Origin of the sequence: Streptomyces lydicamycinicus (genome assembly GCF_000829715.2) — a bacterium.
Taxonomy (GTDB): domain Bacteria; phylum Actinomycetota; class Actinomycetes; order Streptomycetales; family Streptomycetaceae; genus Streptomyces; species Streptomyces lydicamycinicus.
This window is the reverse complement of record NZ_BBNO01000004.1, coordinates 736,295-762,619: the sequence shown is the minus strand read 5'-3', so window position 1 is coordinate 762,619 and position 26,325 is coordinate 736,295. Positions and strand designations below refer to the sequence as shown.

General features: G+C 73.1%; 16 protein-coding genes. 9 read left to right on the top strand and 7 right to left on the bottom strand.

The annotated features are described in order from the left end of the window. Positions 1 to 80 precede the first annotated feature (80 nt). Positions 81 to 932, top strand: coding sequence for a helix-turn-helix transcriptional regulator (locus tag TU31_RS16485; protein ID WP_042154984.1), 852 nt, complete (start codon positions 81 to 83; stop codon positions 930 to 932). Between the two features lie 107 nt (positions 933 to 1,039). Here TU31_RS16485 and TU31_RS16480 read toward each other — a convergent pair whose 3' ends face one another. Next, on the bottom strand, positions 1,040 to 2,593 hold the full coding sequence (locus TU31_RS16480) for a PucR family transcriptional regulator (protein ID WP_042154982.1): 1,554 nt from the start codon (positions 2,591 to 2,593) through the stop codon (positions 1,040 to 1,042). 210 nt (positions 2,594 to 2,803) lie between these two features. On the opposite strand from TU31_RS16480, the gene TU31_RS16475 reads away from it, so the two are divergent. Further along, positions 2,804 to 4,375, top strand: coding sequence for a sodium:solute symporter family protein (locus TU31_RS16475; protein ID WP_042154980.1), 1,572 nt, complete (start codon positions 2,804 to 2,806; stop codon positions 4,373 to 4,375). A 137-nt stretch (positions 4,376 to 4,512) separates the two neighbouring features. After that, positions 4,513 to 6,213: a thiamine pyrophosphate-binding protein gene (locus TU31_RS16470; protein ID WP_042154978.1), complete on the top strand. Its 1,701-nt coding sequence runs from the start codon at positions 4,513 to 4,515 to the stop codon at positions 6,211 to 6,213. Positions 6,214 to 6,238: 25 nt separating this feature from the next. On the opposite strand, the gene TU31_RS16465 is transcribed toward TU31_RS16470, so the two are convergent. From TU31_RS16465 to TU31_RS16455, 3 genes are read right to left on the bottom strand one after another with little or no spacing between them, the layout of a single operon-like run. Then, the gene (locus TU31_RS16465; RefSeq protein WP_042154976.1) at positions 6,239 to 6,913 is read right to left on the bottom strand and encodes a TetR/AcrR family transcriptional regulator; all 675 of its coding nucleotides are present in this window, start codon (positions 6,911 to 6,913) and stop codon (positions 6,239 to 6,241) included. Between the two features lie 2 nt (positions 6,914 to 6,915). Beyond that, a complete protein-coding gene (locus tag TU31_RS16460; protein ID WP_042154974.1) occupies positions 6,916 to 8,994 on the bottom strand; it encodes a YhgE/Pip domain-containing protein in 2,079 nt (692 codons plus the stop codon). Next, the gene (locus TU31_RS16455; RefSeq protein ID WP_042154972.1) at positions 8,966 to 9,802 is read right to left on the bottom strand and encodes an ATP-binding cassette domain-containing protein; all 837 of its coding nucleotides are present in this window, start codon (positions 9,800 to 9,802) and stop codon (positions 8,966 to 8,968) included. Before TU31_RS16455 ends, TU31_RS16460 begins: the two co-directional genes overlap by 29 nt. 221 nt (positions 9,803 to 10,023) lie before the next feature. On the opposite strand from TU31_RS16455, the gene TU31_RS16450 reads away from it, so the two are divergent. From TU31_RS16450 to TU31_RS16440, 3 genes are all read left to right on the top strand, one after another. Continuing rightward, positions 10,024 to 12,879, top strand: a complete 2,856-nt coding sequence (locus tag TU31_RS16450) for a discoidin domain-containing protein (RefSeq protein ID WP_052718965.1) — start codon at positions 10,024 to 10,026, stop codon at positions 12,877 to 12,879. 188 nt (positions 12,880 to 13,067) lie between these two features. After that, entirely contained in the window at positions 13,068 to 16,982 is a 3,915-nt protein-coding gene (locus TU31_RS16445) for an ABC transporter ATP-binding protein (protein WP_245698565.1), read from the top strand. 176 nt (positions 16,983 to 17,158) lie between these two features. Continuing rightward, the gene (locus tag TU31_RS16440; protein WP_042154968.1) at positions 17,159 to 18,577 is read left to right on the top strand and encodes a S28 family serine protease; all 1,419 of its coding nucleotides are present in this window, start codon (positions 17,159 to 17,161) and stop codon (positions 18,575 to 18,577) included. Between the two features lie 107 nt (positions 18,578 to 18,684). Here the strand turns inward: TU31_RS16440 and TU31_RS16435 are convergent, their stop codons facing one another. The 3 genes from TU31_RS16435 to TU31_RS16425 all read right to left on the bottom strand — a co-directional run bounded on the left by TU31_RS16435 (position 18,685) and on the right by TU31_RS16425 (position 22,945). Continuing rightward, on the bottom strand, positions 18,685 to 20,526 hold the full coding sequence (locus tag TU31_RS16435; protein WP_042154966.1) for a glycoside hydrolase family 3 protein: 1,842 nt from the start codon (positions 20,524 to 20,526) through the stop codon (positions 18,685 to 18,687). A gap of 459 nt (positions 20,527 to 20,985) precedes the next feature. Beyond that, the gene (locus TU31_RS16430) at positions 20,986 to 21,852 is read right to left on the bottom strand and encodes a sugar phosphate isomerase/epimerase family protein (RefSeq protein WP_042155552.1); all 867 of its coding nucleotides are present in this window, start codon (positions 21,850 to 21,852) and stop codon (positions 20,986 to 20,988) included. A 109-nt stretch (positions 21,853 to 21,961) separates the two neighbouring features. After that, positions 21,962 to 22,945: a bifunctional helix-turn-helix transcriptional regulator/GNAT family N-acetyltransferase gene (locus TU31_RS16425; protein WP_078885811.1), complete on the bottom strand. Its 984-nt coding sequence runs from the start codon at positions 22,943 to 22,945 to the stop codon at positions 21,962 to 21,964. 166 nt (positions 22,946 to 23,111) lie between these two features. Here TU31_RS16425 and TU31_RS16420 point away from each other — a divergent pair, with 166 nt between their 5' ends. The 3 genes from TU31_RS16420 to TU31_RS16410 are packed head-to-tail and all read left to right on the top strand — an operon-like array spanning position 23,112 to position 26,250. After that, positions 23,112 to 24,263, top strand: a complete 1,152-nt coding sequence (locus TU31_RS16420) for a Gfo/Idh/MocA family protein (RefSeq protein WP_042154962.1) — start codon at positions 23,112 to 23,114, stop codon at positions 24,261 to 24,263. Beyond that, positions 24,260 to 25,393 carry a dihydrodipicolinate synthase family protein gene (locus tag TU31_RS16415; RefSeq protein WP_042154961.1) on the top strand — a complete coding sequence of 378 codons (1,134 nt, stop codon included), beginning with the start codon at positions 24,260 to 24,262 and terminating at the stop codon, positions 25,391 to 25,393. The genes TU31_RS16420 and TU31_RS16415 overlap by 4 nt, the downstream gene beginning before the upstream one ends. Next, positions 25,390 to 26,250, top strand: a complete 861-nt coding sequence (locus tag TU31_RS16410; protein ID WP_042154959.1) for a sugar phosphate isomerase/epimerase family protein — start codon at positions 25,390 to 25,392, stop codon at positions 26,248 to 26,250. Before TU31_RS16415 ends, TU31_RS16410 begins: the two co-directional genes overlap by 4 nt. The last annotated feature ends 75 nt before the right edge of the window (positions 26,251 to 26,325 follow it).

The window sequence follows — 26,325 nt, the reverse complement described above, 5'->3', positions numbered from 1 at the left end:
GAGCCTGCTTCCGGCGGCCCGGCGCATCCAGGCACCGGCAGTACCTGGCCGGCCACCTCGGCGCCGCACACACTGGGGAGATGGATCGACGAGAGCTGGCCGGCTTCCTGCGCAGCAGACGCGAACGCATCACCCCTGCCGACGTGGGGCTGCCCGCCGGGCCGCGCCGCCGTACCCCGGGACTGCGTCGCGAGGAGGTGGCGCAGCTCGCGTTCATCTCGACCGAGTACTACTCCCGCCTGGAGCAGGCCCGCGCCCCGCACCCCTCCCGTGAGGTGCTGGCCCAACTCGCCCGCGCACTCCGCCTGTCGGACGCCGAGCGCGACCATCTCCACCATCTCGCCGGCACCCCGCCCGGACCGCCGCCCGGGCCCTCGCGGGAGATACGGCAGAGCATCGTCGACCTGCTGCGCCGGCTGCCGGAGACCGCGGCGCTCGTGCTGTCGGCGACGTATGAGGTCATCGCCTGGAACGACCTGGCCGCTGCCCTGATGGAGGATTTCTCCGTGCTGTCGCGCCGGGACCGGAACCTCATCCGACGTGCCTTCCTCGGCCCGCACCGGAACGGCCGCCGGCTGTACGGCGTCTCGGACGCGGACGAGTTCGCCCGGACCTCGACCCGGCACCTGCGCGCCACCGCGGCCCGCTACCCCAACGACCCGGAGGTGACCGGACTGGTCGCGGAACTCCTGGACGGCAGTGCGGAGTTCGCCCGGCTCTGGGCCGCCCACGACGTGACCGACCGGCCCACCCTCTGCAAGACCTTCGAGCACCCCTTGGTCGGTCCCGTGTCCGTCAACTGCGACGTACTGGACATCGCCGACCGGGACCAGCGGGTCTTCCTCTACACCGCCGCCCCCGGCTCACCGTCGGAAGAGGCACTGCGGCTGCTGTCCGTCGTCGGCACCCAGCGCATGGGCGTGCCCGGCTGAGGCGTCGAGTGCGGCTCCTGTTGTCCTGACGAGGCCGGCCCGCCACGGAGGAACGTGGCGGGCCGGCGCGCGGGGCGCAGTAGCCGCACCGGCACGTCCGCGGGGCGTCAGGGCCGCGAGGCGTCCCGGTCGAGGGAGCGGAGGGCGAACCACAGCTCCATGCGGACATCGGGGTCGTCCAGGTCGGTGTCGAGGAGGCCGGTGATACGGGTGATGCGCTGGCGGACGGTGTTGCGGTGGATGCCGAGGGCGGTGGCGGTGCGGTCCCAACTGCCGTGCAGGGACAGCCAGTTGTGGAGTGTGGCGAGGAGGGGTGGGGAGTCGGCCAGCGGGGCGAGCAGGGCCTGGGCGTGCTGCCGGGCGTCCGCGGGGGTGACGAGGGAGGTGATGCTGTGGGGGCCGGGGGTGCGATGGCGTACGAGGGAGGTCCGGCCGGCCAGAGCGCGGCGCAGGGCGGCGGCGGCATGCCGGTCGGCGGTCGCGAGTTCGGCGACCGGGGCGGGTTCGCTGACGCCGAGTGTCCAGCCGGGGTACGCGGTGACCTCCTGGTCGGCGGGGACCAGGGCGCGCAGGGCGGGGGTGACGCCGGGGGCGGCGGGGGCTTCGGCGGCGGTACCCGGGGCGACGAGGGAGGTGCCCAGGGCGGCGGCCAGTGAGGCCGCCGACTCCGTCGTGTCCCGGCGGCGCTCGGCGTGCACGACGGTCCAGAGGGGCGCGCCGAGGAGCGGGGCGACGTCGGCGGGGCGGGCACCGAGGAGCAGTTGGACCAGGGCCGCGGAGTGCTCGGCGGCGGCCGGGCCGTGGGCGGTGGCGGGGCCGGTGATCAGGGCGAGGAGGACGGCGGCGACGCCCGCGATGGTGTGCGCGGGCGGGTCGTGCGGGTCCGCGGCGACCACCAGGGCGAGCGCCTGGCGGCCGTGGCCGCGGCCCGTCAGGGCGTAGGCGGACAGCGAGGTACCAGGGAGCGTGTCGGTGGCGGAGGACGGTCCGCCCGCGCCGAGGACCCGGGCCAGACGCCCGGCCGCGGCCCGCACGGGACCGTCGGGGCGGGGGCCGGCGGAGCCGTGTTCCGCACCGTCCGGGGCGAGCAGCGCGGTCCAGCCGTGCACATGGCGGGCGAGGGCGCGCAGTACGGCGGAGGCCGGGTCGGGGCGGGCGGCGGCCGCGGCCAGGGCGCGCTGTGCCTCGCTGAGCCGGGTCAGCTCGCGGTGCCGGGCCTCCGTCACGGCCTGCCATACGGCGCTCTCCACGGCGGTGAACGGGGTGCCCGCCGGGACCTCCACGAGCGGCAGCCCGTGCCGGTCGCAGGCCGTCACCAGGGCGGGGGGCACGGTGTCGTGCACCGGCGCGATCCCGAAGCCGAGGGCGGCGGCACCGGCCGCGACGGTACGGGCGGCATAGCCGTCGAGATAGGCGTCGAGGGCGGTGTCCGGGGAGGTGGCCGCGGTCGCCCTCACCTCCGCCAGATGCACCCCGGCCGTCAGCAGCATCTCGCCGCCCAGGAGGTACGGGACGGGGTCGGCCATCTCGGAGGTGTGCACCCAGTGGATGGCGACGCCCTCGCGTGGGCCGGCGAGTTGGCGCAGGCCCAGGTCCGTACGGGCGAGGAGATCCGCCAGTGGCACCGGCGGGGTGGACGGCGGGGGCATCGGGTGCGGCATGTGCGGACCATCCACATCGGGGGGTGACGAGTGGAGGAAACGTACACTTCAGCGTCGTCCGGCCGCCTCCTAGGGTCAACCCCCAGGACGCGGCGCTCGGACGGGACCCCCGCTCGCCGAGCGCCCGTCGTCCCCTCGTGCCCCACCCCCACACCCCCCGCGCTCCTCCCCCTCCCCCTCTCCCCTCGGCGCAGCTGGAAGGGATGGCCCATGGCTGTCGACTACGCGGTGATCGTGCTCTACCTGGCCGGAATGCTCGCCATGGGCTGGTGGGGGATGCGACGCGCCAAATCGAAGAGCGACTTCCTGGTCGCGGGCCGCCGCCTCGGCCCCGCGATGTACTCCGGAACGATGGCGGCGATCGTGCTCGGCGGCGCCTCGACCATCGGCGGGGTGGGACTCGGCTACCGGTACGGCCTCTCCGGCGCCTGGATGGTCTTCACCATCGGCCTCGGGCTGCTCGCGCTGAGCGTCTTCTTCTCGGCCCGGATCGCCCGGCTGAAGGTCTACACGGTCTCCGAGATGCTGGACCTGCGCTACGGCGGCTCCGCCGGGATCATCTCCGGCGTCGTCATGTGGGCGTACACGCTGATGCTGGCGGTGACCTCGACGATCGCCTACGCGACCATCTTCGATGTGCTCTTCGGCCTGGACCGGTCACTCTCGATCGTCCTCGGCGGGGCCATCGTCGTCGCGTACTCGACGCTCGGCGGAATGTGGTCGATCACCCTCACCGACATGGTCCAGTTCGTCGTCAAGACGATCGGGGTGCTGCTGCTCCTGCTGCCCATCGCGGTCATCAAGGCGGGCGGTTTCGCCGAGATGAAGGCGCAGCTGCCGGACGACTACTTCGCGCCCCTGGGCATCGGCGGGCAGACGGTCTTCACCTACGTACTGATCTACTCGTTCGGCATGCTGATCGGGCAGGACATCTGGCAGCGGGTGTTCACCGCGCGCAGCGACAAGGTGGCGCGCCTGGGCGGCACCGCGGCCGGTACGTACTGTCTGGCCTACGCGCTGGCCGGTGCGGTCATCGGCACCGCCGCCAAGGTGCTCTACCCGCACCTGGGCAGCCCGGACGACGCCTTCGCCACGATCGTCAAGGACGCGCTGCCGGTGGGCGTCCGCGGGCTGGTGCTGGCGGCGGCGCTGTCCGCGGTGATGTCCACGTCTTCGGGCGCGCTGATCGCCTGCGCCACGGTCGCCCACAACGACATCTGGGCGCGGGTGAAGGGCATCGCCGCGATGCGCCGGAAGCCGGACCCGGGCGACTCCGGCGCGGCCCCGACGGCGGACGGGGCCGGGGAACGCGCCGAGGCGCCGGACGAGGTGCGCGGCAACCGCGCCTTCATCCTCCTCATGGGCCTCGCGGTCATCGTCATCGCGCTCGCGCTCAACAATGTCGTCGAGGCGCTCACCCTGGCCTACAACGTCCTCGTCGGCGGGCTGCTGGTGCCCATCCTCGGCGGGCTGCTGTGGAAGCGCGGCACCGCCGCCGGCGCACTGGCCTCGGTCGCGGTCGGCGGGCTGACCGTCATCGGCCTGATGGTCTCGCTCGGCGTCCTCGCCAACGAGCCGATCTATTACGGGCTGCTCGCCTCGCTCGTGGCCTATGTGGGCGTCAGCCTGGCCACCCCGCCCACGGACGCGGCGGTGCTGGCCGCCTGGCGGGCGCGGCTGGCCGGCCACTCGGACGGTGTTCCGGAGGGCGAGCCGGAAAGCGATACGGCCGGGTCGGTGGCGTCGGCGCTGCGGCCTCCCTCCGCCGCCGGACGCGCCTGACTCCGCCGCACACCGTCCCCGAGCCGTCCCCGGGCCCCGGGGTCCCATCCCCCCCGGGCGCCGGCGCCCGGCCACTCCACCCCATCCGCCTGTCCGTCCATCCGCCCGCCCCCCCGCAAGAGAGGCACCCCGCATCCATGAGCACCCCCCACCCCACCGCCACGCGGCACCGGCGCAACGGCGGTGACCTGGTCGTCGAGTCGCTGGCCGCGCTCGGCGCGGGTACCGTCTTCGGGCTGCCGGGACAGCATGCGCTCGGGGTGTTCGACGCGCTGCGCCGCTCCGCCCTGCGCTACGTGGGCCTGCGGGTGGAGAACAACGCGGGCTTCGCCGCCGATGCGTACGCCAGGGCCACGCACGGGGTCGCGCCGCTGCTGGTCTCCACCGGGCCCGGTGCGCTGATGACGCTGGCCGCGCTCCAGGAGGCGGCGGCCGGATCGGCCGCCGTACTGGCCATCGGCAGCCAGGTCCCGCTGGCCGGGATCGGCGGCGGGCGCCATGGCTATCTGCATGAACTCACCGACCAGAGCGCCTCGTTCCGCGGTGTGGTCAAGTCCGTCCACACGGCGCGTACCGCCTCACAGATCCCCTCGGCGGTGGCCGCCGCCTGGGAGTCGGCGCTGAGCGCCCCGCACGGGCCGGTGTGGCTGGAGATTCCGCAGGATGTGCTGCTGGCGGAGGTCGACATCCCGCCGGTGATGCAACTGGACGCCAATCCACGGGAGTTGTTGCCGCGTCCCGAGCTGATCGCGGCGGCGGCCGACCGGCTGACCCGGGCCCGGCGGCCGGTGATCCTGGCCGGCGGCGGGGTGGTCCGGGCCGGGGCCGAGGCGGAGCTGCTGGCGCTCGCCGAGCGGCTCCGGGCTCCGGTGGCCACCACCTTCGGTGGCAAGGGCGCCTTCCCGTGGGAGCATCCGCTCTCCCTCCGGTCCTGGCTGGAGGACCGCTACACCACCAGCTTCCTGGAGGACGCGGACACCCTGCTGGTCGTCGGCTCGGGGCTGGGTGAACTCTCCTCGAATTACCACACGTTCCGGCCGCACGGGCAGGTCGTGCAGATCGAGGCGGACCTCGGCAAGCTGGAGTCGAACCATGCCGCGCTGGGCATCCACGCGGACGCGCGGGCGGCACTGGCCGCGCTGGCCAAGGAGGTAGCGGAGCGCGGGCCCCGGGACACCGGCGCCGACGAAGAGGCCGAAGAGGATGGCGGGGCCGGAGCTCCCGCCCCCGAGGCCGCCGTCTCCGCCCTCCTGGCCCGCGTCCACGACCGGATCGCCGGGCAGCAACTCGACCTGGAGCAGCGGATCCTGGCCTCGGTGCGGGACGCGCTGCCCGACGGCGCGGTCAGCTGCTGGGACATGACGATCCTCGCCTACTGGGCCTGGTCCGCCTTCGACCCGCGGCGCACCAACGCGCTGCATTCGGCGCAGGGCGCCGGCGGGCTGGGCTACGGCTTCCCGGCGGCGCTGGGCGTGGCCGTCGCCGATCCCACGCGGCCGGTGCTGGCGGTCTCCGGGGACGGTGGCGCGATGTACTCGATCGCCGAACTGGCCACCGCCCGGCAGTACGACCTGCCGGTGACCTGGCTGATCGTGGACGACGGCGGCTACGGCATCCTGCGCGAGTACATGACCGACGCGTTCGGCGAGGCCACCGGCACCGAACTCACCCGGCCGGACTTCGTGGCCCTGGCCGGGTCGTTCGGTGTTCCCGCGGTCCGGACGAGCCCGGAGCGGCTGCGTACGGACCTGGCGGCGGCGCTGGCGGCCCCCGGCCCGTCGGTCGTCGTCCTCCCGGCCCGGCTGCGGATGTTCGCGCCCACCCATCTGGAGTCCTGAGGCTCCTGGTGGGCGGGCCGCGGAACTACGGTCCCTCGGACCGGTGCGGGCCCGCCCCCACCCGCCCCTGGAGCAGCCGGGACAGCGCCGCGTGCACGTCCTCGACCGAGCGGTCCGGCTGGAAGGACTGCCAGTCCAGGGCGGCCACCAGGACCATGCCGAGGAGCGCGGAGGCGGTGAGGGGGATGTCGAGCTCGTCGGAGAGCTCCCCGTTCCGTACGGCGTCCCGGAGGACGTCCTCGACGACGGCCTGGGCCCGGCCGCGTACGGACGTGAGGGTGGCGCGCCAGGTGCGGTTGGTGCGCCAGAGTTCGGCGACGTAGAGCTGGATGAGGGCGGGGGAGCAGGCGATGAAGTCCAGGCCGGCCCGGATCATCGCGTCCAGGGCGTCGACCCGGGTGCCGCCGCGGGCCGCCGTGGCGTCGGCGGCCCGGAGCAGGGAGTCGGCGAGCAGATCGATGCCGTCCCGCAGCAGCTCCTCGTAGAGGACGTTCTTGCTCGCGAAGTTGTAGTAGACGGTGCCCTTGGCGACGCCGGCACGGTCGGCGATCTCGTCGACGGTGGTGGCGGAGAAGCCCTGTTCCGCGATGAGGGTGACGGCGGCGTCGAAGAGCCGGCGGCGCGTCGAGGTGCGGCGGGTGACGGGGGAGACCCCCGGGGCGGTGCCGTCGACGGCACCGCCCCGGGGCCCCGGGAGCACGCTCACAGGCTGAGCTCCGGATGCAGGTCCTTCATCCGGACGACCTGCCGGCTGCGCGCCGCGAGGGCGGTGAGCGCCAGCGCGCCGAGGGTGAAGACCGCCAGGACCACGCAGCCCTGCTGCACGATGGCGAGGTCACCGCCGGTGATCAGCCGGCGCAGGCCGTCGACCACGTAACTCATCGGCAGGAAGGGGTGGATGGCGGCGAAGAAACCGGGGCTGGTCTGCACCGGGTAGGTGCCGCCCGCCGAGGTCAGCTGGAGCATCAGGACGACCAGGGTCAGCACCCGGCCGGCCGGGCCGAAGAACGCGCCCAGCAGCTGGATGATGGCGGTGAAGCAGGCCGTGGCCAGCAGCAGGAAGCCGACGGTGCCGGCCGTGCGGGCCATCTCCAGGCCGAGGCCCCAGTGGAGCACGGCCATCAGGGCGAGCACCTGGACGACGCCGATCGCGTAGGCCGGCAGCCAGGAGCCGAGGGCGATCCGCCAGCCCGGGGCGCCCGCGGCCAGTGCGCGCTTGCCCAGCGGCTGGAGCAGCATGAAGGCGACCATCGCGCCGACCCAGAGGGAGAGCGGGATGAAGTACGGCGCCAGGCCGGTGCCGTAGTTGGGCGCCTTGTGCAGCGACTTGGCGGCCAGCTCGACCGGGTCGGCCATCACCTCGGTGCGGGTGTCGCGGTCCTTCTTGTTGTAGTCGGGGATCTTGGAGACACCGCTGTGCAGCCCGTCGGACAGCTGGTTGCTGCCGTCCTTGAGCTTGAACAGGCCGCCGGTGAGCTTGTCGGCACCGTCCTTGGCGACGCCCAGGCCGTTGTGGAGCTTGCCGGCGCCGTCGGCGAGCGTGCCGATGCCGTCGGCGAACAGCCCGGCGCCCTGGGAGACCTTGTGGGCGCCCGCGTTGAGCTGGTTGATCTGGCCGATCGCCTTGTCCGCCCGGTTGGCGATGCCCGGTGCCTCGTCGGCGACCATCGCGGCACCGTGGTGCAGCTCCCGCACCTTGGTGCGCAGCTGCCCGAAGTCGGTGTGGGCGACGGTGTCGTTGACCTTCTCCGCCGTGTCGGCGGCGAGGGCGCTGCCGTCCGCGATCGCCTTCAGCTTGGGGCAGTCGGGGTCGGTGTCGACGAGGCCGTTGCAGCGGTCCTGGTAGAGCTGCGCGGCGTTGTCGGCGTTCTCCCGTGCCTGGCGGGCGGCCTTGGCGGAGTCCCCCGGCAGCCGGCCGAGGTCCTCGTCGAGCTTCTGGCTGAGGTCGGCGACGACCTGGGCCCACTGCCCGATCTCCCGGCCGTGCTCCCTGAGGTAGGGGAGGTCCTTCCGGGCGATGCCGTGGACCTTGTCGGCGAGCTGCTGGGTGCCGTCCGAGACCTTGCGCGCGCCCAGGCTCAGCTGCCGGGCCTTGTTGGCGGCCTCCGCCGCGCCCTTGCTGATCCGGCCCGCGCCCTTGTTCAACTCGCCGAGACCGTCGGCGAGTTCGCCGGTCTTGTCCTTGGCGGTGCCGAGACCGTCATCGAGCTTCCCGGCCCCGTCCGCCGCCTCGGCCGTCTTGTCGTGCAGATCGGAGAACGAGATGAAGATCTTGTCGAGCATGGCCCGCGACGAGGTGGCCGAGGTCTTGGCACGGACCTCGGAGAACACCGTCTTGGAGATCGAGCCGACGACGTAGTTGTTGGCGTCGTTCGTCCGGACCTGGAGCGCGCCGGTCTGCGGGGTCTTCCCGGAGCTGGAGGCGATCCGCTCGCTGAAGTCCTTGGGGACGGTCAGTGAGAGGTAGTAGGTGCCGTTCTCGACGCCCTTGGCGGCGTCGGCGGAGCTGACGTCCTCCCAGTGGAACTTCTTGCTGTCCTTGAGGTTCTCGGACAGGTCGTCGCCCGCGTGGATCTCCTTGCCGCCGGTGGTGGCCCCCCGGTCCTCGTTGACGAGAGCCACCGGGATCTTGTCCAGGCGGCTGTACGGGTCCCAGAACGAGCAGAGGTACAGGGCTCCGTAGAGCAGGGGGATCAGCGTCAGGGCCACCAGGCCCAGCCGGGGCAGCTTGCCCCTGCTGAACCGCCTGAGCTCAAGCGCGGCCAGCTTCGGCGAACGCATCCGCTGCCTCCTCCTCGGTGGTGTGGGCGTCGTCCTGGACGGGGGTGGGGGTGGGTTCGGCGGCTTCGGCGGCCTGGGCGGGTCCGGCGGCTCGGGCGGCTTCGGTTTCCGTGCGCGCGGTGCGGACGATCAGTGCGTCCTGCGGTGCGCCGTCGCCGGCGGCCACGACGGTGAGGCCCTCGCGCGCGAGGTCCCGCAGCAGCTGCCAGGCCTCGGTGCGCTCGGCGTCGGCGAGCTTGAGGTCCACATCGTCGACGGCCAGCAGCTGCGGGCCGTGCATCAGCCCGAGCGCGACGGAGAGCCGCAGCGCCTCGATCCGCTCCAGATCGCGCACGGTCGTGCGCAGACCCTTCGGGAGGGTGCCGGGGTCGAGCCGGGCGGCCGCGAGGGCGGCGTCGACCCGGGCCCGGGTGGCCTCCTTGTGGCGCTTGCCCCAGGGGAGCGAAGCGAGCGGCGAGCCCTGGATGCGGGGGCCCAGCAGGGCCTGTTCCTTGAGGTGTTCGCCGACCGTGAGGGCGGGTTCGAGGTCGGCGACGCCCGGCACATGGGCGAGGGCGGTACGGCTGCGCACCGACCCCATCCGCTTGGGCAGCGCGAGCCCGGCGACCGTCGCCTCCCCCTCCGTGATCCGCATCCGGCCGGTGAGGGCCAGCAGCAGACAGGTGCGGCCGGAGCCGGAGGGGCCCTGGACCGCGATCAGCGTGCCCGGCTCCGCGGTGATGTCGACCGCTCGGAAGGCCCATCCCCGTGGGCCCTCCACTCCGATTCCGCGGGCGTTGACCGCCGCCCCCTGGCGGGTGGTGTTCACCGGCACCCCTCCCCTTTTGATCTGACTGGTCAGTCTAAAAGTGTGCCCTATGGAGGGTCCTGTTGACCAATCGGAGTGCCCGGGCTGAAGCCGACCCCGTCGATCCCGTGACCCGAACGGCGGAGCCGTCCTAGGGTGCAGGGCAGGCGGGGGCCTGATGATGTCCATGGTGAGTCCGTATCGCGGAAGCGGTGCGGACCGCGCACAGACGACGGAGAAGCATGCATCCTTCGGCACAGCACCCCGTGGACCGGCCGCCGCAGCAAGCGGCCGGTCCGTCCGCGCCGCGCTCCCGCAAGCTGGTCGCCCCCCTGCTCGCCACCGCCCTGATAGCGGTCCTCGCCCCCGTATCGGCCTCCGCCGCGGCGCCCACTCCGGCGCCGGAAGCGGCCGGCTCCGCCCAGGGACCCTGTCTGAAGGGCGACGGCTGGACCGCCACCGCCACCAGGATCGACCCGAAGGACAGTCACCACGCCTTCGTGGGCAACGGTTACCTCGGACAGCGGGTGCCGCCCAACGGCACCGGCTACGCGGCGCCCGGCGGAACGACCGGCTGGCCGCTCAAGACCCCCGAATACGACGGCTCGTTCGTCTCCGGGCTGTACGCCAAGGGACCCAAGGACCTCAAGGGCCGGCAGGCCATCGCCGCGATCCCCACCTGGACCACCCTCGACGTCGCCACCGGCGGCGCACACCCCGACACCTTCTCCTCCGCCACCGCGCCCGGCCGGATCTCGCACTACCGTCAGACGCTCTCCCTGCGCTGCGGATTCGTCCGTACGTCGCTGACCTGGACCGCCGCCGACGGCCGCGTCACCGATCTTGTCTACGACGTGCTCGCCGACCGCACCGACGCCCACACCGGCGCCGTACGCCTGCGGATGACGCCCCATTGGAGCGGCTCGGCCACGGTCACCGACGGTCTCGACGGCCGCGGAGCCCGCCGGATGACCCCGTCCGCGGACGGGGCCACCACCGGGGGCAAGGAAGCCGGCGGCAAGGAGGCCGGCGGCGCGGGCACCGGCCGCACCATGGACGTCGGGTTCCGCACGGACGGGACGAAGACCGAGGGCGCGGTGGCCTCCACCCTGCGCACCGGGCCCGGCGTCCGCGCCAACCCGCCCCGCCCGGCGGCGCAGGACAAGCTGAGCAACCGGCAGCAGGTGTCCTTCCCGGTCCGCAGCGGCCGCTCGTACGAGCTGACCAAGTACGTCGGCGTGGACACCGCACTCACCTCCCGCACCCCGCGCGCCGCCGCCGACGCCGCCTCGCGCCGGGCCGCCGACCGCGGCTGGGACGCCCTGTTCGCCCGGCACAGCGCCGCCTGGCAGCGGCTGTGGCGCAGCGACATCGAGGTCAAGGGCCGCCGGGACCTCCAGTCCTGGGTCCGCTCGGCGCAGTACGGGCTGCTGGCCAACACCCGCGCCGGCAACCGCAACAGCATCGGCCCCACCGGCCTGACCAGCGACAACTACGCCGGCGAGATCTTCTGGGACGCCGAGACCTGGATGTACCCGGGTCTGCTCGCCGCCCACCCCGCGCTCGCCAGGTCGATCGTGGACTACCGCTACAAGACCCGGGCCGGGGCCGCCGCCAACGCCCGCAAGCTCGGCTACGACGGGCTCTTCTACTCCTGGACCAGCGGCAGCAAGGGCGATCTGTGGAACGAGTGCCACAGCTGGGACCCGCCGCACTGCAAGACCCAGAACCACCTCATGGGCGATATCTCCCTGGCCACCTGGCAGTACTACCTCGCCACCAAGGACACCGCCTGGCTGCGGTCCCGCGGCTGGCCCGTCCTCAAGGGCATCGCCGAATTCTGGGCGTCCCGGGCCACCCGTAACGCCGACGGCAGTTACTCCGTCAAGAACGTCGCCGGTCCCGACGAGTACAGCAACGGCGTCGACGACGCGGTGTTCACCAACGCCGGGGCCGCCACCGCGCTGCGGCACGCCGGCCGGGTCGCCGCGATCCTCGGCGAGAAGGCACCGGCCTCCTGGAAGACCATCGCCGACAAGCTGCGCATCCCCTACGACAGCAAGAAGAAGATCTTCGAGCAGTACGCCGGGTACAAGGGCACGACCATCAAGCAGGCCGACACCGTGCTGCTGATGTACCCCCTGGAATGGCCGATGTCGCAGACCCAGGCGGCCCGCACGCTGGACTTCTACGCCGGGCACACCGACCCGGACGGCCCGGCCATGACCGACTCGGTGCACGCCATCGACGCGGCCGGCATCGGCGAGGCCGGCTGCTCCACGTACACCTACCTGGAGCGGTCCATCAAGCCGTTCGTCCGCGGGCCGTTCGACCAGTTCTCCGAGGCGCGCGGCGAGAAGGCCGGGGCCGAGGACCCGCACGCCGGCAAGCCCGCACAGGACTTCCTGACCGGCAAGGGCGGCTTCCTTCAGACCTTCACCCACGGGCTGACGGGGCTGCGGCTGCGCGAGGACCGGGTGCGGCTCGACCCGATGCTGCCGCCGCAGCTCTCCGACGGCGTCACCCTGCGCGGGCTGCACTGGCAGGGGCGGACCTACGACATCGAGATCGGCGCGCACCAGACCACCGTGCGGCTGACCGCCGGTGCGCCGATGCGGATCGAGTCGCCGGAGGGCGAGAAGATCGTCAGCCGGGGTGTGCCCGCCGTCCTCAAGACCCGCCGCCCGGATCTGGCGGCGACCTCCAACGCGGCCCGGTGCACCACGGCCACCGCGACCTCGGAGGAGCCCGGTCTCTACGCGGGCGCCGCGGTGGACGGCAACGCCACCACGGCCTGGGTGCCCGACGCCGCCACCGGCACCCTCACCGTCGACCTCGGCCGGACCGTCGACGTCGGCCAGATCACCCCGCACTGGAACAAGACCCGGCCCACGTCCTACAACGTCCAGGTCTCCCGGGACGGCAAGCACTGGACGGGCACCGGATACGCGGGCCGCAGCCCGGCCCGGTACGTACGGGTCACGGTGCACGGTGACCCGGGCCCGGCGGCCGACGGGAAGCCCAAGCCGCATCCGGGCATCTCGGAGCTGACCGTGGAGCGGGTGAAGGACGACCCGGCGGCGGAGCGGGGGAAGTAGCCCGCCGCGCCACCTGAGTAACGGCCCCGCTGAGCGACGGCCCTGTTCCGGACCATCCGGAACGGGGCCGTCCGCCGTGCCGGGGGGCGTGCGCGCACAGAAGTTTGTGACAGCGGGATGAAATCCGCGCCACGCGGTGTTGGTGCCCTCGAACAGTTCGAAAAGTGTCGATGGGCGGGAGGCACCGGGTGGCGGGGACGGATACGGAACGAGCGGGCTGGGCGCGGCGGCTGACCCGCGACTGCTGGCAGTACCGGAAAGACGTGCTGCTGGCCCTCGGCTCCTCGCTCGCCGGGATGGCCGTGCTGGCCCTGGTCCCGCTCGTACCGAAGCTGATCATCGACGATGTCATCGTCCGGCACGCCCGCCCCCTCGGCCCCTGGGCCGCCCTGATGGTCGTGGCCGCGATCGTCGTCTACGTCCTCACCTACATCCGCCGCTTCTACGGCGGCCGGCTCGCCCTGGACCTCCAGCACGATCTGCGGACCCGGATGTTCGGCGCCATCGCCCGGCTCGACGGCCGGCGGCAGGACGAGCTGAGCACCGGCCAGGTGGTCGGCCGCGCCACCAGCGACCTCCAGCTGATCCAGAGCCTGCTGTTCATGCTCCCGATGATGATCGGGAACGTCCTGCTGTTCGCGGTCTCCCTGGCCGTGATGGCGGTGCTGTCGCCGCTGCTCACCGTCGTCGCGCTGGCCGTCGCCCCCGCCCTGTGGTTCATCGCCAAGCGCAGCCGCGCCCGTCTCTTCCCCGCCACCTGGTACGCCCAGGGACAGGCGGCCGCGGTGGCCGGTGTCGTGGACGGCGCGGTCGCCGGGGTGCGGGTCGTCAAGGGCTTCGGGCAGGAGGAACAGGAGACCGGGAAGCTGCGCGAGGTCAGCCGCCGGCTGTTCGCCGGACGGCTGCGCACGGTCCGCCTCAACGCCCGCTACACCCCCGCCCTCCAGGCCGTCCCCGCGCTCGGCCAGGTCGCGATGCTGGCCCTCGGCGGCTGGATGGCCACCCAGGGGCAGATCACCCTCGGCACCTTCGTCGCCTTCTCCACCTATCTGGCGCAGCTGGTCGGACCGGTCCGGATGCTGGCGATGATGCTGACCGTCGGCCAGCAGGCCCGGGCCGGTGTGGAGCGGGTCTACGAGCTGATCGACACCGAGCCCACGATCGCCGAGCGGCCGGACGCCCATGAGCTGCCCGCCGACGCCCCGGCCACCGTCGTCTTCGACCGGGTGACGTTCGGGTACGCGGCGCCGCACGGGCGCGCGGAGGGGAACGGGGGCGAGGGCACCGGCCCCGCTCCGGACGCCCCGGACGCCGCCCGTCCCGTCCGCCCGGTCCTCGATGACTTCTCGCTGCGCATCGAGGCCGGGGAGACCGTCGCCGTGGTCGGCACGTCCGGCAGCGGCAAGTCCACGGTCTCGCTGCTGCTGCCGCGCTTCTACGACGTCTCCGCGGGCCGGGTCCTGGTCGGCGGCCACGATGTACGCGAACTGACCCTGGAGTCGCTGCGGGCCGCCATCGGCCTGGTCCCCGAGAGCAGCTTCCTGTTCTCCGACTCCGTGCGCGACAACATCGCCTACGGCCATCCGGACGCCACCGACGCGCAGGTGCGCGCCGCGGCCCGCGCCGCCCAGGCCGACGGCTTCATATCCGAGCTCCCCGAGGGCTATGACACCAAGGTCGGCGAGCAGGGGCTGACCCTGTCCGGCGGCCAGCGCCAGCGCATCGCCCTGGCCCGCGCCATCCTCACCGACCCCCGGCTGCTGGTCCTGGACGATGCGACCTCGGCGGTCGACGCCCGGGTCGAGCACGAGATCCATGAGGCGCTGCGCGGCGTCATGGCGGGCCGTACGACCCTGCTCATCGCGCACCGCGCCTCCACCCTGGCGCTCGCCGACCGGGTCGCCGTCCTCGACGGCGGGCGGCTGGTCGACCTCGGCACCCAGGAGGAGCTGGCGGAGCGCTGTCCCCTCTACCGCAGGCTGCTGACCGACCCGGAGGAGCTGGGCGGCGTCGAGCGGGACCCGGCCGGTGAGCTGGCCGGGGCTTTCGACGGCGAGTTCGCCGCCGACGGACCACGGGACCCGGCAGCGGACGCCGACGGGCGCGACGGCGTACGGGACGGCGCGGCGGGCCGGTCCGGGGCGGACGGCACCATCACCCCCGAACTGTGGGTCCGCCGGGAGCAAGAGGCCGAGGCGGGCGGAGCCGGGATGGCGGCCCGCGCGGCCGTCGCGGCCGGGCCCGGCATCGGTGCCGCGATGGCCGGACTGCCTGCCACGCCCGAACTCCTCGCCCAGGTCGCCGCGCTGCCGCCCGCCACGGACACCCCGGACGTCGACGAGGACCGGGCCGTCCGCCCCGAGCGCTCCTACGGCCTGCGCCGGCTGCTGCACGGCTTCGGCAGGCCACTCGCCTTCGCGCTGACCCTGGTCACCGTGGACGCGCTCGCCGGGCTGCTGCTCCCGGTGCTGATCCGCCAGGGCATCGACGAGGGCGTCCGCCGCGGCGCGCTGATCGGTGTCTGGACGGCCGCCGCCATCGCCCTGGTCGTGGTCCTGGCCCAGTGGGCCGCGCAGATCGGCGGCAACCGCATGACCGGACGCATCGGTGAGCGGATCCTCTACGCCCTCCGCCTCAAGATCTTCGCGCAGCTCCAGCGCCTCGGGCTCGACTACTACGAGCGGGAGCTGACCGGCAAGATCATGACCAGGATGACCACGGACGTGGACGCCCTGTCCACATTCCTCCAGACCGGGCTGGTCACCGCCCTGGTCTCGATGCTGACCTTCTTCGGCATCTTCATCGCGCTGCTGGCCATCGACCTCCAGCTGGCCCTGCTCGTCTTCGCCACCCTCCCGCCGCTGATCATCGGCACGTACTTCTTCCGCAAGCAGAGCGTGAAGGCCTACGAGCTCGCCCGTGAGCGGATCAGCGTCGTCAACGGCGACCTCCAGGAAAGCGTGGCCGGACTGCGGATCGTGCAGGCGTTCCGGCGCGAGGGGCAGGGCGCGGAGCGGTTCGCCGCCCGCAGCGACGCCTACCGGCAGGCCCGGGTCCGCGGCCAGTTCCTGATATCCGTCTACTTCCCCTTCGTCCAGCTGCTGTCGTCCGTGGCGGCGGCGCTGGTGCTGATCGTCGGCGCCGGCCGGGTCGGCTCCGAGACCCTCACCGCCGGTGCGCTGGTCGCCTACCTGCTCTACATCGATCTGTTCTTCGCCCCGGTCCAGCAGCTCTCCCAGGTCTTCGACGGCTACCAGCAGGCGTCCGTCTCGCTCGGCCGGATCCAGGAGCTGCTGCGCGAGCCGACCACCACCCCGGCCGTCGAGCGCCCCCGCGCGGTGCCCGCACTACGGGGCGCCATCACCTTCGACGATGTGCACTTCCACTACGGCGGCGACGGCGAGGAGCCGGCGCTGGCCGGTATCGCGCTGACCATCCCGGCCGGCCAGACCGTCGCCTTCGTCGGCGAGACCGGCGCCGGTAAGTCCACGCTGGTCAAGCTGGTCGCGCGGTACTACGACCCGTCCTCGGGCGCCGTCCGGGTCGACGGCACCGATCTGCGCGAGCTGGACCTGACCGGCTACCGCCGCCGCCTCGGCGTGGTCCCCCAGGAGTCCTATCTCTTCGCCGGCACGGTCCGCGACGCCATCGCCTACGGCCGCCCGGACGCCACCGACGCCGAGGTGGAGGCCGCCGCGCGGGCCGTCGGCGCCCACGCGATGATCGCCACCCTCGACGGCGGCTACCTCCACGAGGTCGCCGAGCGCGGCCGCAACCTCTCGGCCGGCCAGCGGCAGCTGCTGGCCCTGGCCCGCGCCGAACTCGTCGACCCCGACGTGCTGTTGCTCGACGAGGCCACCGCCTCCCTGGACCTGGCCACCGAAGCCGTCGTCAACCAGGCCACCGACCGGCTCGTGGGGCGCCGTACGACCCTCGTCGTCGCCCACCGGCTCACGACCGCGGCCCGCGCGGACCGGGTGGTGGTGCTCGACCAGGGCCGGATAGTCGAGGACGGCAGCCACGGCCAGCTCCTCGCCCGCGAAGGCCGCTATGCGGAGCTGTGGCGCACCTTCACCGGCGAGGAGGAGGAACTGGCGGCCTGAGGGCCGTTCGGGGGCCGCCCCGGGGCGGCCCCGGTCCCCGTCGGCGGCCGTTCCACCACAGCGCCGCGGCGGCCGTGCCGCGAACGGCCGATCCGCCGAACGGCGCCAAGGGCTGGTGGCACCCCCGTCGCGCCGATAGGTTCAGCCCGACCTTTGCTATCCCAAGGGGAGGGTGCATGCGCAAGGCCACCAGATGGCTGCTGTCGCTCGCGGTGCTCATAGGCACGGCGGGAGCCGGCAGCACGCCGGCCGGGGCGGCTACCGCCGCCGGGCCGCAGACCGAGGACATCAAGGACCGGATCCTGGCGATCCCGGGGATGAGCCTCATCGAGGAAAAGCCGGTCGACGGCTACCGCTACTTCGTTTTGAATTACACTCAGCCGGTTGACCACCGGCACCCCTCGAAGGGGACCTTCCAGCAGCGGCTGACCCTGCTGCACAAGTCGGTGGACCGGCCGACGGTGTTCTTCACCTCCGGGTACAACGTGAACACCACGCCGTCCCGCAGCGAACCCACCAAGATCATCGACGGCAATCAAGTCTCGATGGAATACCGGTACTTCACCCCGTCGCGGCCCACGCCCACCGACTGGAAGAAGCTGGACATCCGGCAGGCCGCCAACGACCAGCACCGCATCTTCCGGGCGCTGCACCGTATCTACGGCAAGAACTGGATCGACACCGGCGGCAGCAAGGGCGGTATGACCGCCACGTACTACCGCCGCTTCTTCCCGCACGACATGGACGGCACCGTCGCCTATGTCGCGCCCAATGACGTACGCAACGACGAGGACTCGGCGTACGACCGGTTCTTCCGCACCGTCGGGACCGCGCAGTGCCGCACCGCCCTCACCGCCATCGAGCGCGAGGCCCTGCTGCGCCGCGGCGAGATGGTCAGGCGCTTCCAGGACTGGGCCGACAAGGAGAAGCAGACCTTCACCAAGGTCGGCAACGCGGACCGGGCCTATGAAGTCATGGTCACGGACCTGGTGTTCGGGTTCTGGCAGTACCAGCCGGCCGAGACCGCCTGCGCCGAGGTGCCCAAGCCGACCGTCTCCACCGACGAGCTGTGGAAGTGGATGGACAAGGTCGGCGGCTTTGACAGCTACACCGACCAGGGCATGGAGCCGTACACGCCGTACTACTACCAGGCGGGCACCCAGCTCGGAGAGCCCGGCTACGGCTACCCGCAGCTGTCCGGTCTGCTGAAGTACCCCGGCATCAACAACTCCCGGTCGTTCGTGCCGAAGGACATCCCGATGCGCTTCGACCGGCGCGCCATGCCCGACATCGACCGCTGGGTGCGCCACCACGCACAGCGGATGATGTTCGTCAACGGTGAGTACGACCCGTGGAGTTCGGAGCACTTCAAGGTCGGCAAGGGCGCCCGGGACTCCTATGTCTTCACCGTGCCCGGCGGCAACCACGGCTCGAACATCGCGAAGCTGAAGGAGGCCGACCGCACCAAGGCCACCGCCGAGCTTCTCGACTGGGCCGGTGTCCAGGCCCCGGCCGGCAAGCCCGCCCCGCTGGCTCCGGACAACAAGAAGCTGGACAAGCAGGAGATCCGGCGGATGCCGCTGCTGCGGCCCTGAGTCCGCCGCCCGCCGCGGGGCCGCCGTGCCCCGCGGCCGTGGTGCGGTGACAGACCGAACGGCGCGCTCCCCGAGGGACCGGGGGAGCGCGCCGTGTCCGGGGCGGCTCAGTACGTCAGCCCGTGGCCGATCTGGTAGAGCGCCCGGGTCGGGGCGTCGGCGCGCATTATCGGGACGGGCAGCCGGCCCGCCGGACTCCGCAGGCCGGCGATCACCCGGGCCGCCGCCCGCAGCTCCACATCGGTCCAGGAATAGCTCGCCAGGGCCGCCGTGACCCCGGTCAACTGGGCGATGTCATACGGGTTGCGGACCGCCAGCTGCACCACCGGCTTCCCCGTGGCGAGGAGCGCCTCGACCAGCTTCCGCTGTCCCGAGGCCGCGGTCACGTTGTAGGTGGCCACCACCGCCGCGTCCCGCTCGCGGAGCGCCGCCACCGCCTCGTCGATCCGCTGCTGGGTCGGCGTCTGGCCCGTGGACAGGGCGGTGGCCGTGAAGCCCAGCTCGGTGAGGGCCCGCGCCAGCACCGTGGTGGGCGGGCCGCCGGTCCCGGACGGCGCGGCCGCGTCGACACCGGCCACCAGCACCCGGCCCTCCCGGCGCCGGGACAGCGGCAGGACGCCGGTGTCGTTGCGCAGCAGCGTGGTGGTGCGGTCCGCGATCCGGTCGGCGGTGGCGAGGTGGGCGCGGGTGCCGACCACCCGGTCCACGGCCCGGTGGGTGGTGTAGGGGTCCTTGAAGAGTCCGCGCCGCTCCTTGAGCAGCAGAATGCGCAGCAGCTTCGCGTCGAGGTCCCGCTCGGTCAGCTCGCCCTCCTTGAGCGCGGTGAGGACGGCACCGTGTGCGACGGCCAGGTCCGGCGGGTTCAGCAACTGGTCGACCCCGGCCTTGAGGGCCAGCACCGGCACCCGGGCGTCGCCGTACTTCACCCGTACGCCCTCCATCCCGAGGGAGTCGGTCACCACCACACCGTCGTAGCCGAGGCGTTCGCGCAGGATGCCGGTGAGGATGGGGCGGGAGAGGGTGGCCGGGTCCTCGCTCGGGTCGAAGGCGGGCACGACGATATGCGCCGTCATGATCGAATCGATACCGGCGGCGATCGCGGCCTTGAAGGGCGGCGCGTCCAGCCGCTCCCACTCCTCGGCACTGTGGTGGATGTACGGCAGCCCGACATGGCTGTCGGTGTCGGTGTCGCCGTGGCCGGGGAAGTGCTTGGCGCACGAGGCGATCCCGGCGCCCTGGTATCCCTTCACCTCGGCGGCGACCATACGGGCCACCGCCTGCGGGTCCGCGCCGAAGGAGCGCACACCGATGACCGGGTTGGCGGGGTTGACATTGACATCGGCGTCCGGCGCGTAGTCCTGCCGGATGCCCATGGCGAACAGCTCCTCGCCGGCGATCCGGGCCGCCGTACGGGCATCGTCGCGGGAGCCGCCCGCGCCGAGCGCCATCGCCCCGGGGAAGAGCGTCGCGGGCGCACCGACGCGGGCCACTATGCCGTGTTCCTGGTCGGTGGAGATCAGCACCGGCACGGGGACGCGCTGGGCGGCGGCGGCCTTCTGGATGCCGTTGGAGAGCTCGGCGATCTGGTGCGGCTCACGGGTGTTGTGGGCCCAGCCGAAGTAGATGATGCCGCCGACGTGGTACTTGGCGATCAGCTCGGCGGCGTTGGCGACGCCGATCTCCTTCTGGTTCGCGGCGGCATCGGCCGGGTCGGGGTCGGTGGCGGAGTGCCCGTAGACCCGCATGACGAAGAGCTGGCCGACCTTTTCCTCCGGAGTCATACGGGAGATGAGGCGGCGCAGCCGGGTCCGGGTGGCGGCGGACGGGGCGGGGTCGGCGGGCTGGTGTCCGACGGCGGGCGCCGTGCCGTGCGCGGGGCCGGCACCCGCGCCCGCGGCAGCGGCGGCCGCGGCGGCCGCGGTGGTCAGGACGGTACGTCTGGAGTGCATCTGCGCTCCTTCCGGAGGGCTTCCTCGGCTCATTGAAGGAAACTTCCAAGGAGACACGGATAGCCGGAAAACTATTGTCGGTCAATGACGCGATCCGTGGTGGCGCCCAGCTATTGCGCGGCGCCGGGGGATGTGTGATGGGGCGTCGGGCCGCGGAGCCGGGGTGGGCCGACGACCGGGGGAGGTGGGTTGCGGCCTGCGGGGAGGCGGCGAAGACGTGGGGGTGGCGGGTTGCGGCGTGCGGGTGGGGCGGCGAAGACGTGGGGCGGGTGGGTTGCGGCGTGCGGGGTGGGGCGGCGACGGGTTCCCGGGCGGGCGGTCGGCGGTATCCGGGTCCGGGCGGGCGGAGGCGTGGGGCCGGTGGGTAGCGCCCTGCGGGGTGGGCGGACGACCGTGTGCGGTGCGGGCCGGCGGCGGTTGCCGGGGCGTATCCGGGCCCGCCGCCCGTCACATCCCGCCTCAGGAAGCCGCGGGCCCGTCTCCCAGGAGCTGTTGGAGGTGGGCGCGGCCCGGGGCCAGCAGGCCGGGGAGGTCGGCCGCCCCGGGATACCAGCGCTTCTCGTACTCCCAGCACAGCCAGCCGCCCGCGCCCTGGTCATAGGTGCCCTCGGGGGCCGGCACCGGGCCGTGGGCGTCGGCGGGCTGCCGGCCCAGGGTGCCCAGGGCGGCGGCCAGCGGCACGGCGCCGGCACCGAGCGGGAGGGGTGTGCGGTCCTCGGCCGAGGCGACGTCCTTGACCTGGACATAGCCCAGATGCGGGGCGAGCGCGGCATGGGTGTCGGCCGGCTCCTCGCCACCGAGCCAGCTGTGCAGCACATCCCAGAGCGCCCCGATCTGACGGTGGCCCACGGGGCCCAGCACCCGGGCGGCGGCCGCGCCCGTACGGTGCGAGTCATGGGTCTCCAGCAGCACCCGCACGCCCCGTTCGGCCGCGAGCGGCGCCACCGCGGCGAGCCGGCGGGCAGCGTCCGCGTCCGCCTCGTCCGCCGGGCGCTCCCCGGCGCCGGGGAAGACCCGGACGTACGGCGCCCCCAGATCGGCGGCGAGCCACACCAGCTCGCTCAGCTCCTGCGCCAGCTCCTCCTCGCCCGCCGCGTCCCGGGCCGCGGCCACCTGGGCGTATCCGGCGACGGCCAGGATCTCGACCCCGGCGTCCGCGAACTGCTTGCGCACCGCGGCCCGTTCCCGCACCCCGATCAGCGGATGCACCGGTTCCTCCGGATGGGCCCGCAGCTCCACGCCCTGATATCCGGTGTCGGTGGCCAGCCGCAGGACGTCGGCCACCGGCATGCCGGGCACACCGAGAGTGGAGAAAGCGAAGCGCATCGCGGGGGCGGTGCCGTGTGCGTTGCCGGTGCTGACCATGCCTGGCTCCTCCTCGTGGTTCACACCATCGTCATCCGTCCCTTCCACCCTGCCCGCAATGCCCGCGGCATCACAGGACCATCCGCCAGTCCTGGCCGACCAGGTCCTGCCCGAAGCTGTGGTGCGCCGACTCACTGACCAGCTCGAACCCGGCCCGCTGATAGATACGGCGGGCCGCGCCGAGGACGGAGTTGGTCCACAGGACCATCTCGCCGTACCCGGCCTCCCGGGCGAACTCCACGCAGGCATCAACGAGTTGACGGCCCACGCCGTGCCCGCGGGCGTCCGGCTCCACCAGCAGCAGCCGCAGCCGGGCCACCCCGGGCCTCTCGTCCCGTACACACATCACCGCGCCCGCCCGGCGCCCGTCCAGCTCCGCTATCCAGGTGCGGTCCCACCGCGGGTCGAAGCTCTCGGCGTACTCCGCGACGATCCGGGCGACCAGCGCCTCGTAGCTCAGATCGAAGCCGTACTCCGCGGCGTAGAGCGCGGCGTTGCGCTCCACCATCCAGCCCAGGTCCCCGGGACGGGACGTGCGCAGCGTCACCTCCGCCGTCCGGTTCCCGGGCGGGTGTCCGGCGCCCTCGCCGAGCAGGGCGCGGATGGTCCGCATCGAGTCCACCAGCCGGGCCCGGTCCTCGTCCGGGAGCCGCTCCAGCAGTGACCCGGCGGCGTCCTGCGAGCGCTCCTCCAGCAGGCCGGCCGCCTCCCGGCCGCCGTCGGTGAGCGTGATGCGCTGGCGGCGGGGGTCCTGCTCGGACTTGCCGCGGGTGATCAGCTCGCGGTCCTCGAACTTGCCGAGCAGCCTGCTCAGATAGCCGGCGTCCAGCGACAGCGAGGCCCGCAGATCCGCGGCGTCCACCCGCTCGTGGTGCGCGACCTCGTAGAGCACCCGGGCCTCGGTGAGGGTGAACGGGGTGTAGAGATGCCGCCCGTAGTCGAGGGCGCCGATCAGGTTCGTATAGAAGCGGTTGAATCTGCGCAGCTCGCGGACGTCGGGCGCGGCGTCGCGCGCCGCGCCGGATGTCATGTCGGATGCCGTCCCGGTTGTCATCGTCGACCCCTCACCCTTGACTGAGTCAAGGATAAGCGACGGAGGCCGCACCGCGCACGGCAATTTCGCACCCTGTTGATGACCTCGCGTGCGGGCTAGCGTCCTCGCGGGAGAGTGCGCACCGCAGGACGCTCCCCACCCGCCGCGAGCGAGGGAGGCCGGGGCCGTGACACACACGACCGTACGCATCGCCATGAACGGCGTGACCGGACGCATGGGACACCGCCAGCATCTGGTCCGCTCCGTCTTGGCCCTGCGCGACCAGGGCGGCCTGGAGCTCGCCGACGGGACCCGGATCCGGCCCGAGCCCGTCCTCGTCGGCCGCTCCGCGCACAAACTGCGGGCGCTGGCCGACCGCCACGGCGTGGAGCACTGGAGCTGCGACCTCGACGCCGTACTGGGCGACGACACCATCGACGTCTACTTCGACGCCCAGATCACCGCCGCCCGCGAGGAAGCGGTGGGCAAGGCGATCGCCGCCGGAAAGCATCTGTACGTCGAGAAGCCCACCGCGAGCGGCCTCACCGGCGCCCTGAAGCTGGCCCGGCTGGCCCAGGAGGCGGGCGTCAAAAACGGTGTCGTCCAGGACAAGCTCTTCCTGCCCGGCCTCCGCAAACTCCGCCGCCTCGTCGAGAGCGGTTTCTTCGGCCGCATCCTGTCCGTACGGGGCGAGTTCGGCTACTGGGTCTTCGAAGGGGACACCCAGTCGGCGCAGCGCCCCTCCTGGAACTACCGCGCCGAGGACGGCGGCGGCATCGCGGCCGATATGTTCCCGCACTGGGAGTACCTTCTGCACGAACTGTTCGGGCCGGTCAGAAGTGTCCAGGCGCACCTCACCACCCACATCCCGCGCCGCTGGGACGAGTCGGGCACCCCCTATGACGCCACCGCCGACGACGCCGCCTACGGCATCTTCGAACTGGCCGGCGGCATCGTCGCGCAGATCAACTCCTCCTGGGCGGTCCGGGTGCACCGCGACGAACTCGTGGAGTTCCAGGTGGACGGCACCGAGGGCTCGGCCGTCGCCGGGCTGCGCCACTGCCGCATCCAGCACCGCGCCGGCACCCCCAAGCCCGTCTGGGACCCCGATGTCCCGGCGTCCGAGCCGTTCCGCGAGCAGTGGCAGGAGGTCCCCGACAACGTCCACTTCGACAACGGGTTCAAGGTCCAGTGGGAGCTGTTCCTCCGGCATGTCGTACGCGACGAGCCCTGGCACTGGGACCTGGCGGCGGGCGCCCGCGGCGTCCGGCTCGCCGAACTGGCGCGCCGGTCCTCAGCGGAGGGCCGCCGCCTGGACGTGCCGGAGCCGACCCTGTGAACGCCCCGGCGCACCCCTCCCGTTCCGCGCCGGACCCCGTTTCCCCGCCGCCCCCCTTGCGCTCCCGTACGGTCTACGCCGCCGCCCATGTGGTCGCCGATCCGCACGCCGACACCACCCCGGACGGCCCGGCCGCCGTCGACTGGGACACCACCCTCGCCTTCCGGCACCACCTGTGGGCGCACGGCCTGGGCGTGGCCGAGGCGATGGACACCGCGCAGCGCGGTGCCGGCCTGGACTGGGGCGCCGCCGCCGAGCTGATCCGGCGCTCCGCCGCCGAGGCACACTCGGTCGGCGGACTGCTCGCCTGCGGTGCCGGCACCGACCAACTCCCCGCCCACGGCGCCTCCTTGGCCGAGGTCCGGGACGCGTACGAGGAACAGCTCGCCACCGTCGAGGCGGCCGGCGCCCGGCCCGTCCTGATGGCGTCCCGTCAGCTCGCCGCGGCCGCCACCGGCCCGGACGACTACCGGGAGGTCTACGGCCACCTGCTGCGCCAGACCACCCGGCCCGCGATCCTGCACTGGCTCGGCCCCCTGTTCGATCCGGCGCTGGCGGGCTACTGGGGCAGCGCGGATCCCGACGCCGCCACCGAGACGCTCCTCGCGCTCGTCGCCGACCACCCCGGCAAGGTGGACGGCGTCAAGATCTCCCTGCTGGACCCCGGCCGGGAGGTACGGCTGCGCCGCCGGCTGCCCCCGGAAGTGCGCTGCTACACCGGCGACGACTTCCACTACCCGGAGCTGATCGCGGGCGATGCACACGGCTTCAGCGATGCCCTGCTGGGCGTCTTCGACCCGCTCGCCCCCCTGGCCGCGGCGGCCGTCCGCCGCCTCGACGCCGGGGACACCGCGGGATTCCGGGCCACCCTGGACCCCACCGTCACACTCGCCCGGCACCTCTTCGCGGCACCCACCCGCCACTACAAGGCCGGTGTGGTCCTGCTGGCCTGGCTGGCGGGCCACCAGCCGCACTTCACCATGGTCGGCGGCCTTCAGTCGGCCCGTTCGCTGCCGCATCTGCGGCGCGCCCACCAACTGGCCGACGCGCTCGGCCTGTTCCCGGACCCCGAGCGAGCCGCCCACCGGATGCGCACCCTGCTCGCGGTATACGGGGGAGGCGGCGCATGAGCCACGGCACCCCCTCACTCCTCGACCGTCTCAGCCTCAACCAGGAGACCGTCCGCCAGTGGTCACTGCCCGAACTGGCCGACGGCTGCGCACGGGCCGGCGTACGGGGCGTGGGCCTGTGGCGCGCACCCGTGCGGCAGTACGGGGTGGCCGCGGCCGCCCGGCTGATACGGGACGCCGGGCTGCGGGTCAGCAGCCTGTGCCGGGGCGGGTTCTTCACCGCCCTGGAACCGGGCGAGCGGGCCGCCGCCCTGGACGACAACCGGGCGGCCCTCGACGAGGCGGCCGCCCTGGGGACCGACACCCTGGTCCTGGTCTCCGGCGGACTGCCGCCCGGCAGCCGGGACCTGGCCGGCGCCCGGGAGCGCATCGCCGACGTGCTGGGCGAGTTGGCACCGTACGCCGCCGAGCGGGGTGTCCGTCTGGCGCTCGAACCGCTGCACCCGATGTACGCCGCGGACCGCTGCGTGGTCTCCACGCTCACGCAGGCCCTGGACCTCGCCGAGCGGTTCCCCGCCGACCGGGTGGGGGTGGTCGTGGACACCTACCACCTGTGGTGGGACGACACGGTCGGTGCGCAGATCGGGCGCGCGGGCGGCCCCGGCGGCGCGGCCGGTTCCCGGATCGCCGCCTTCCAGCTCGCCGACTGGGTCACCCCGCTGCCCGAAGGCGTCCTGCTGGGGCGCGGGCAGCTCGGGGACGGCTCGGTGGATCTGCGGTGGTTCCGGGAGCGGGTCGAGGCAGCCGGTTACCGGGGGCCGGTCGAGGTGGAGATCTTCAACCCGGCGCTGTGGGCACGGGACGGCGCCGAGGTCCTCGCCGAGGTCGTGCAACGCTTCCTGACCCACGTCGGATGACCGGGGAACCACCCCCGACCCGGCCGGGAAATAACTCCGCGGAAGAGTGCAACCGTTGGCCGCCCACAAAGGTCA

Excerpts from the sequence above, each read along its gene's own strand:
- TU31_RS16450 (WP_052718965.1), top strand. The coding sequence starts at position 10,024 with ATGCATCCTTCGGCACAGCACCCCGTGGACCGGCCGCCGCAGCAAGCG.
- TU31_RS16435 (WP_042154966.1), bottom strand. The coding sequence starts at position 20,526 with ATGCACTCCAGACGTACCGTCCTGACCACCGCGGCCGCCGCGGCCGCC.
- TU31_RS16480 (WP_042154982.1), bottom strand. The coding sequence starts at position 2,593 with ATGCCGCACCCGATGCCCCCGCCGTCCACCCCGCCGGTGCCACTGGCG.
- TU31_RS16460 (WP_042154974.1), bottom strand. The coding sequence starts at position 8,994 with ATGCGTTCGCCGAAGCTGGCCGCGCTTGAGCTCAGGCGGTTCAGCAGG.
- TU31_RS16425 (WP_078885811.1), bottom strand. The coding sequence starts at position 22,945 with ATGACAACCGGGACGGCATCCGACATGACATCCGGCGCGGCGCGCGAC.
- TU31_RS16440 (WP_042154968.1), top strand. The coding sequence starts at position 17,159 with ATGCGCAAGGCCACCAGATGGCTGCTGTCGCTCGCGGTGCTCATAGGC.
- TU31_RS16410 (WP_042154959.1), top strand. The coding sequence starts at position 25,390 with ATGAGCCACGGCACCCCCTCACTCCTCGACCGTCTCAGCCTCAACCAG.
- TU31_RS16485 (WP_042154984.1), top strand. The coding sequence starts at position 81 with ATGGATCGACGAGAGCTGGCCGGCTTCCTGCGCAGCAGACGCGAACGC.
- TU31_RS16430 (WP_042155552.1), bottom strand. The coding sequence starts at position 21,852 with ATGCGCTTCGCTTTCTCCACTCTCGGTGTGCCCGGCATGCCGGTGGCC.
- TU31_RS16470 (WP_042154978.1), top strand. The coding sequence starts at position 4,513 with ATGAGCACCCCCCACCCCACCGCCACGCGGCACCGGCGCAACGGCGGT.
- TU31_RS16475 (WP_042154980.1), top strand. The coding sequence starts at position 2,804 with ATGGCTGTCGACTACGCGGTGATCGTGCTCTACCTGGCCGGAATGCTC.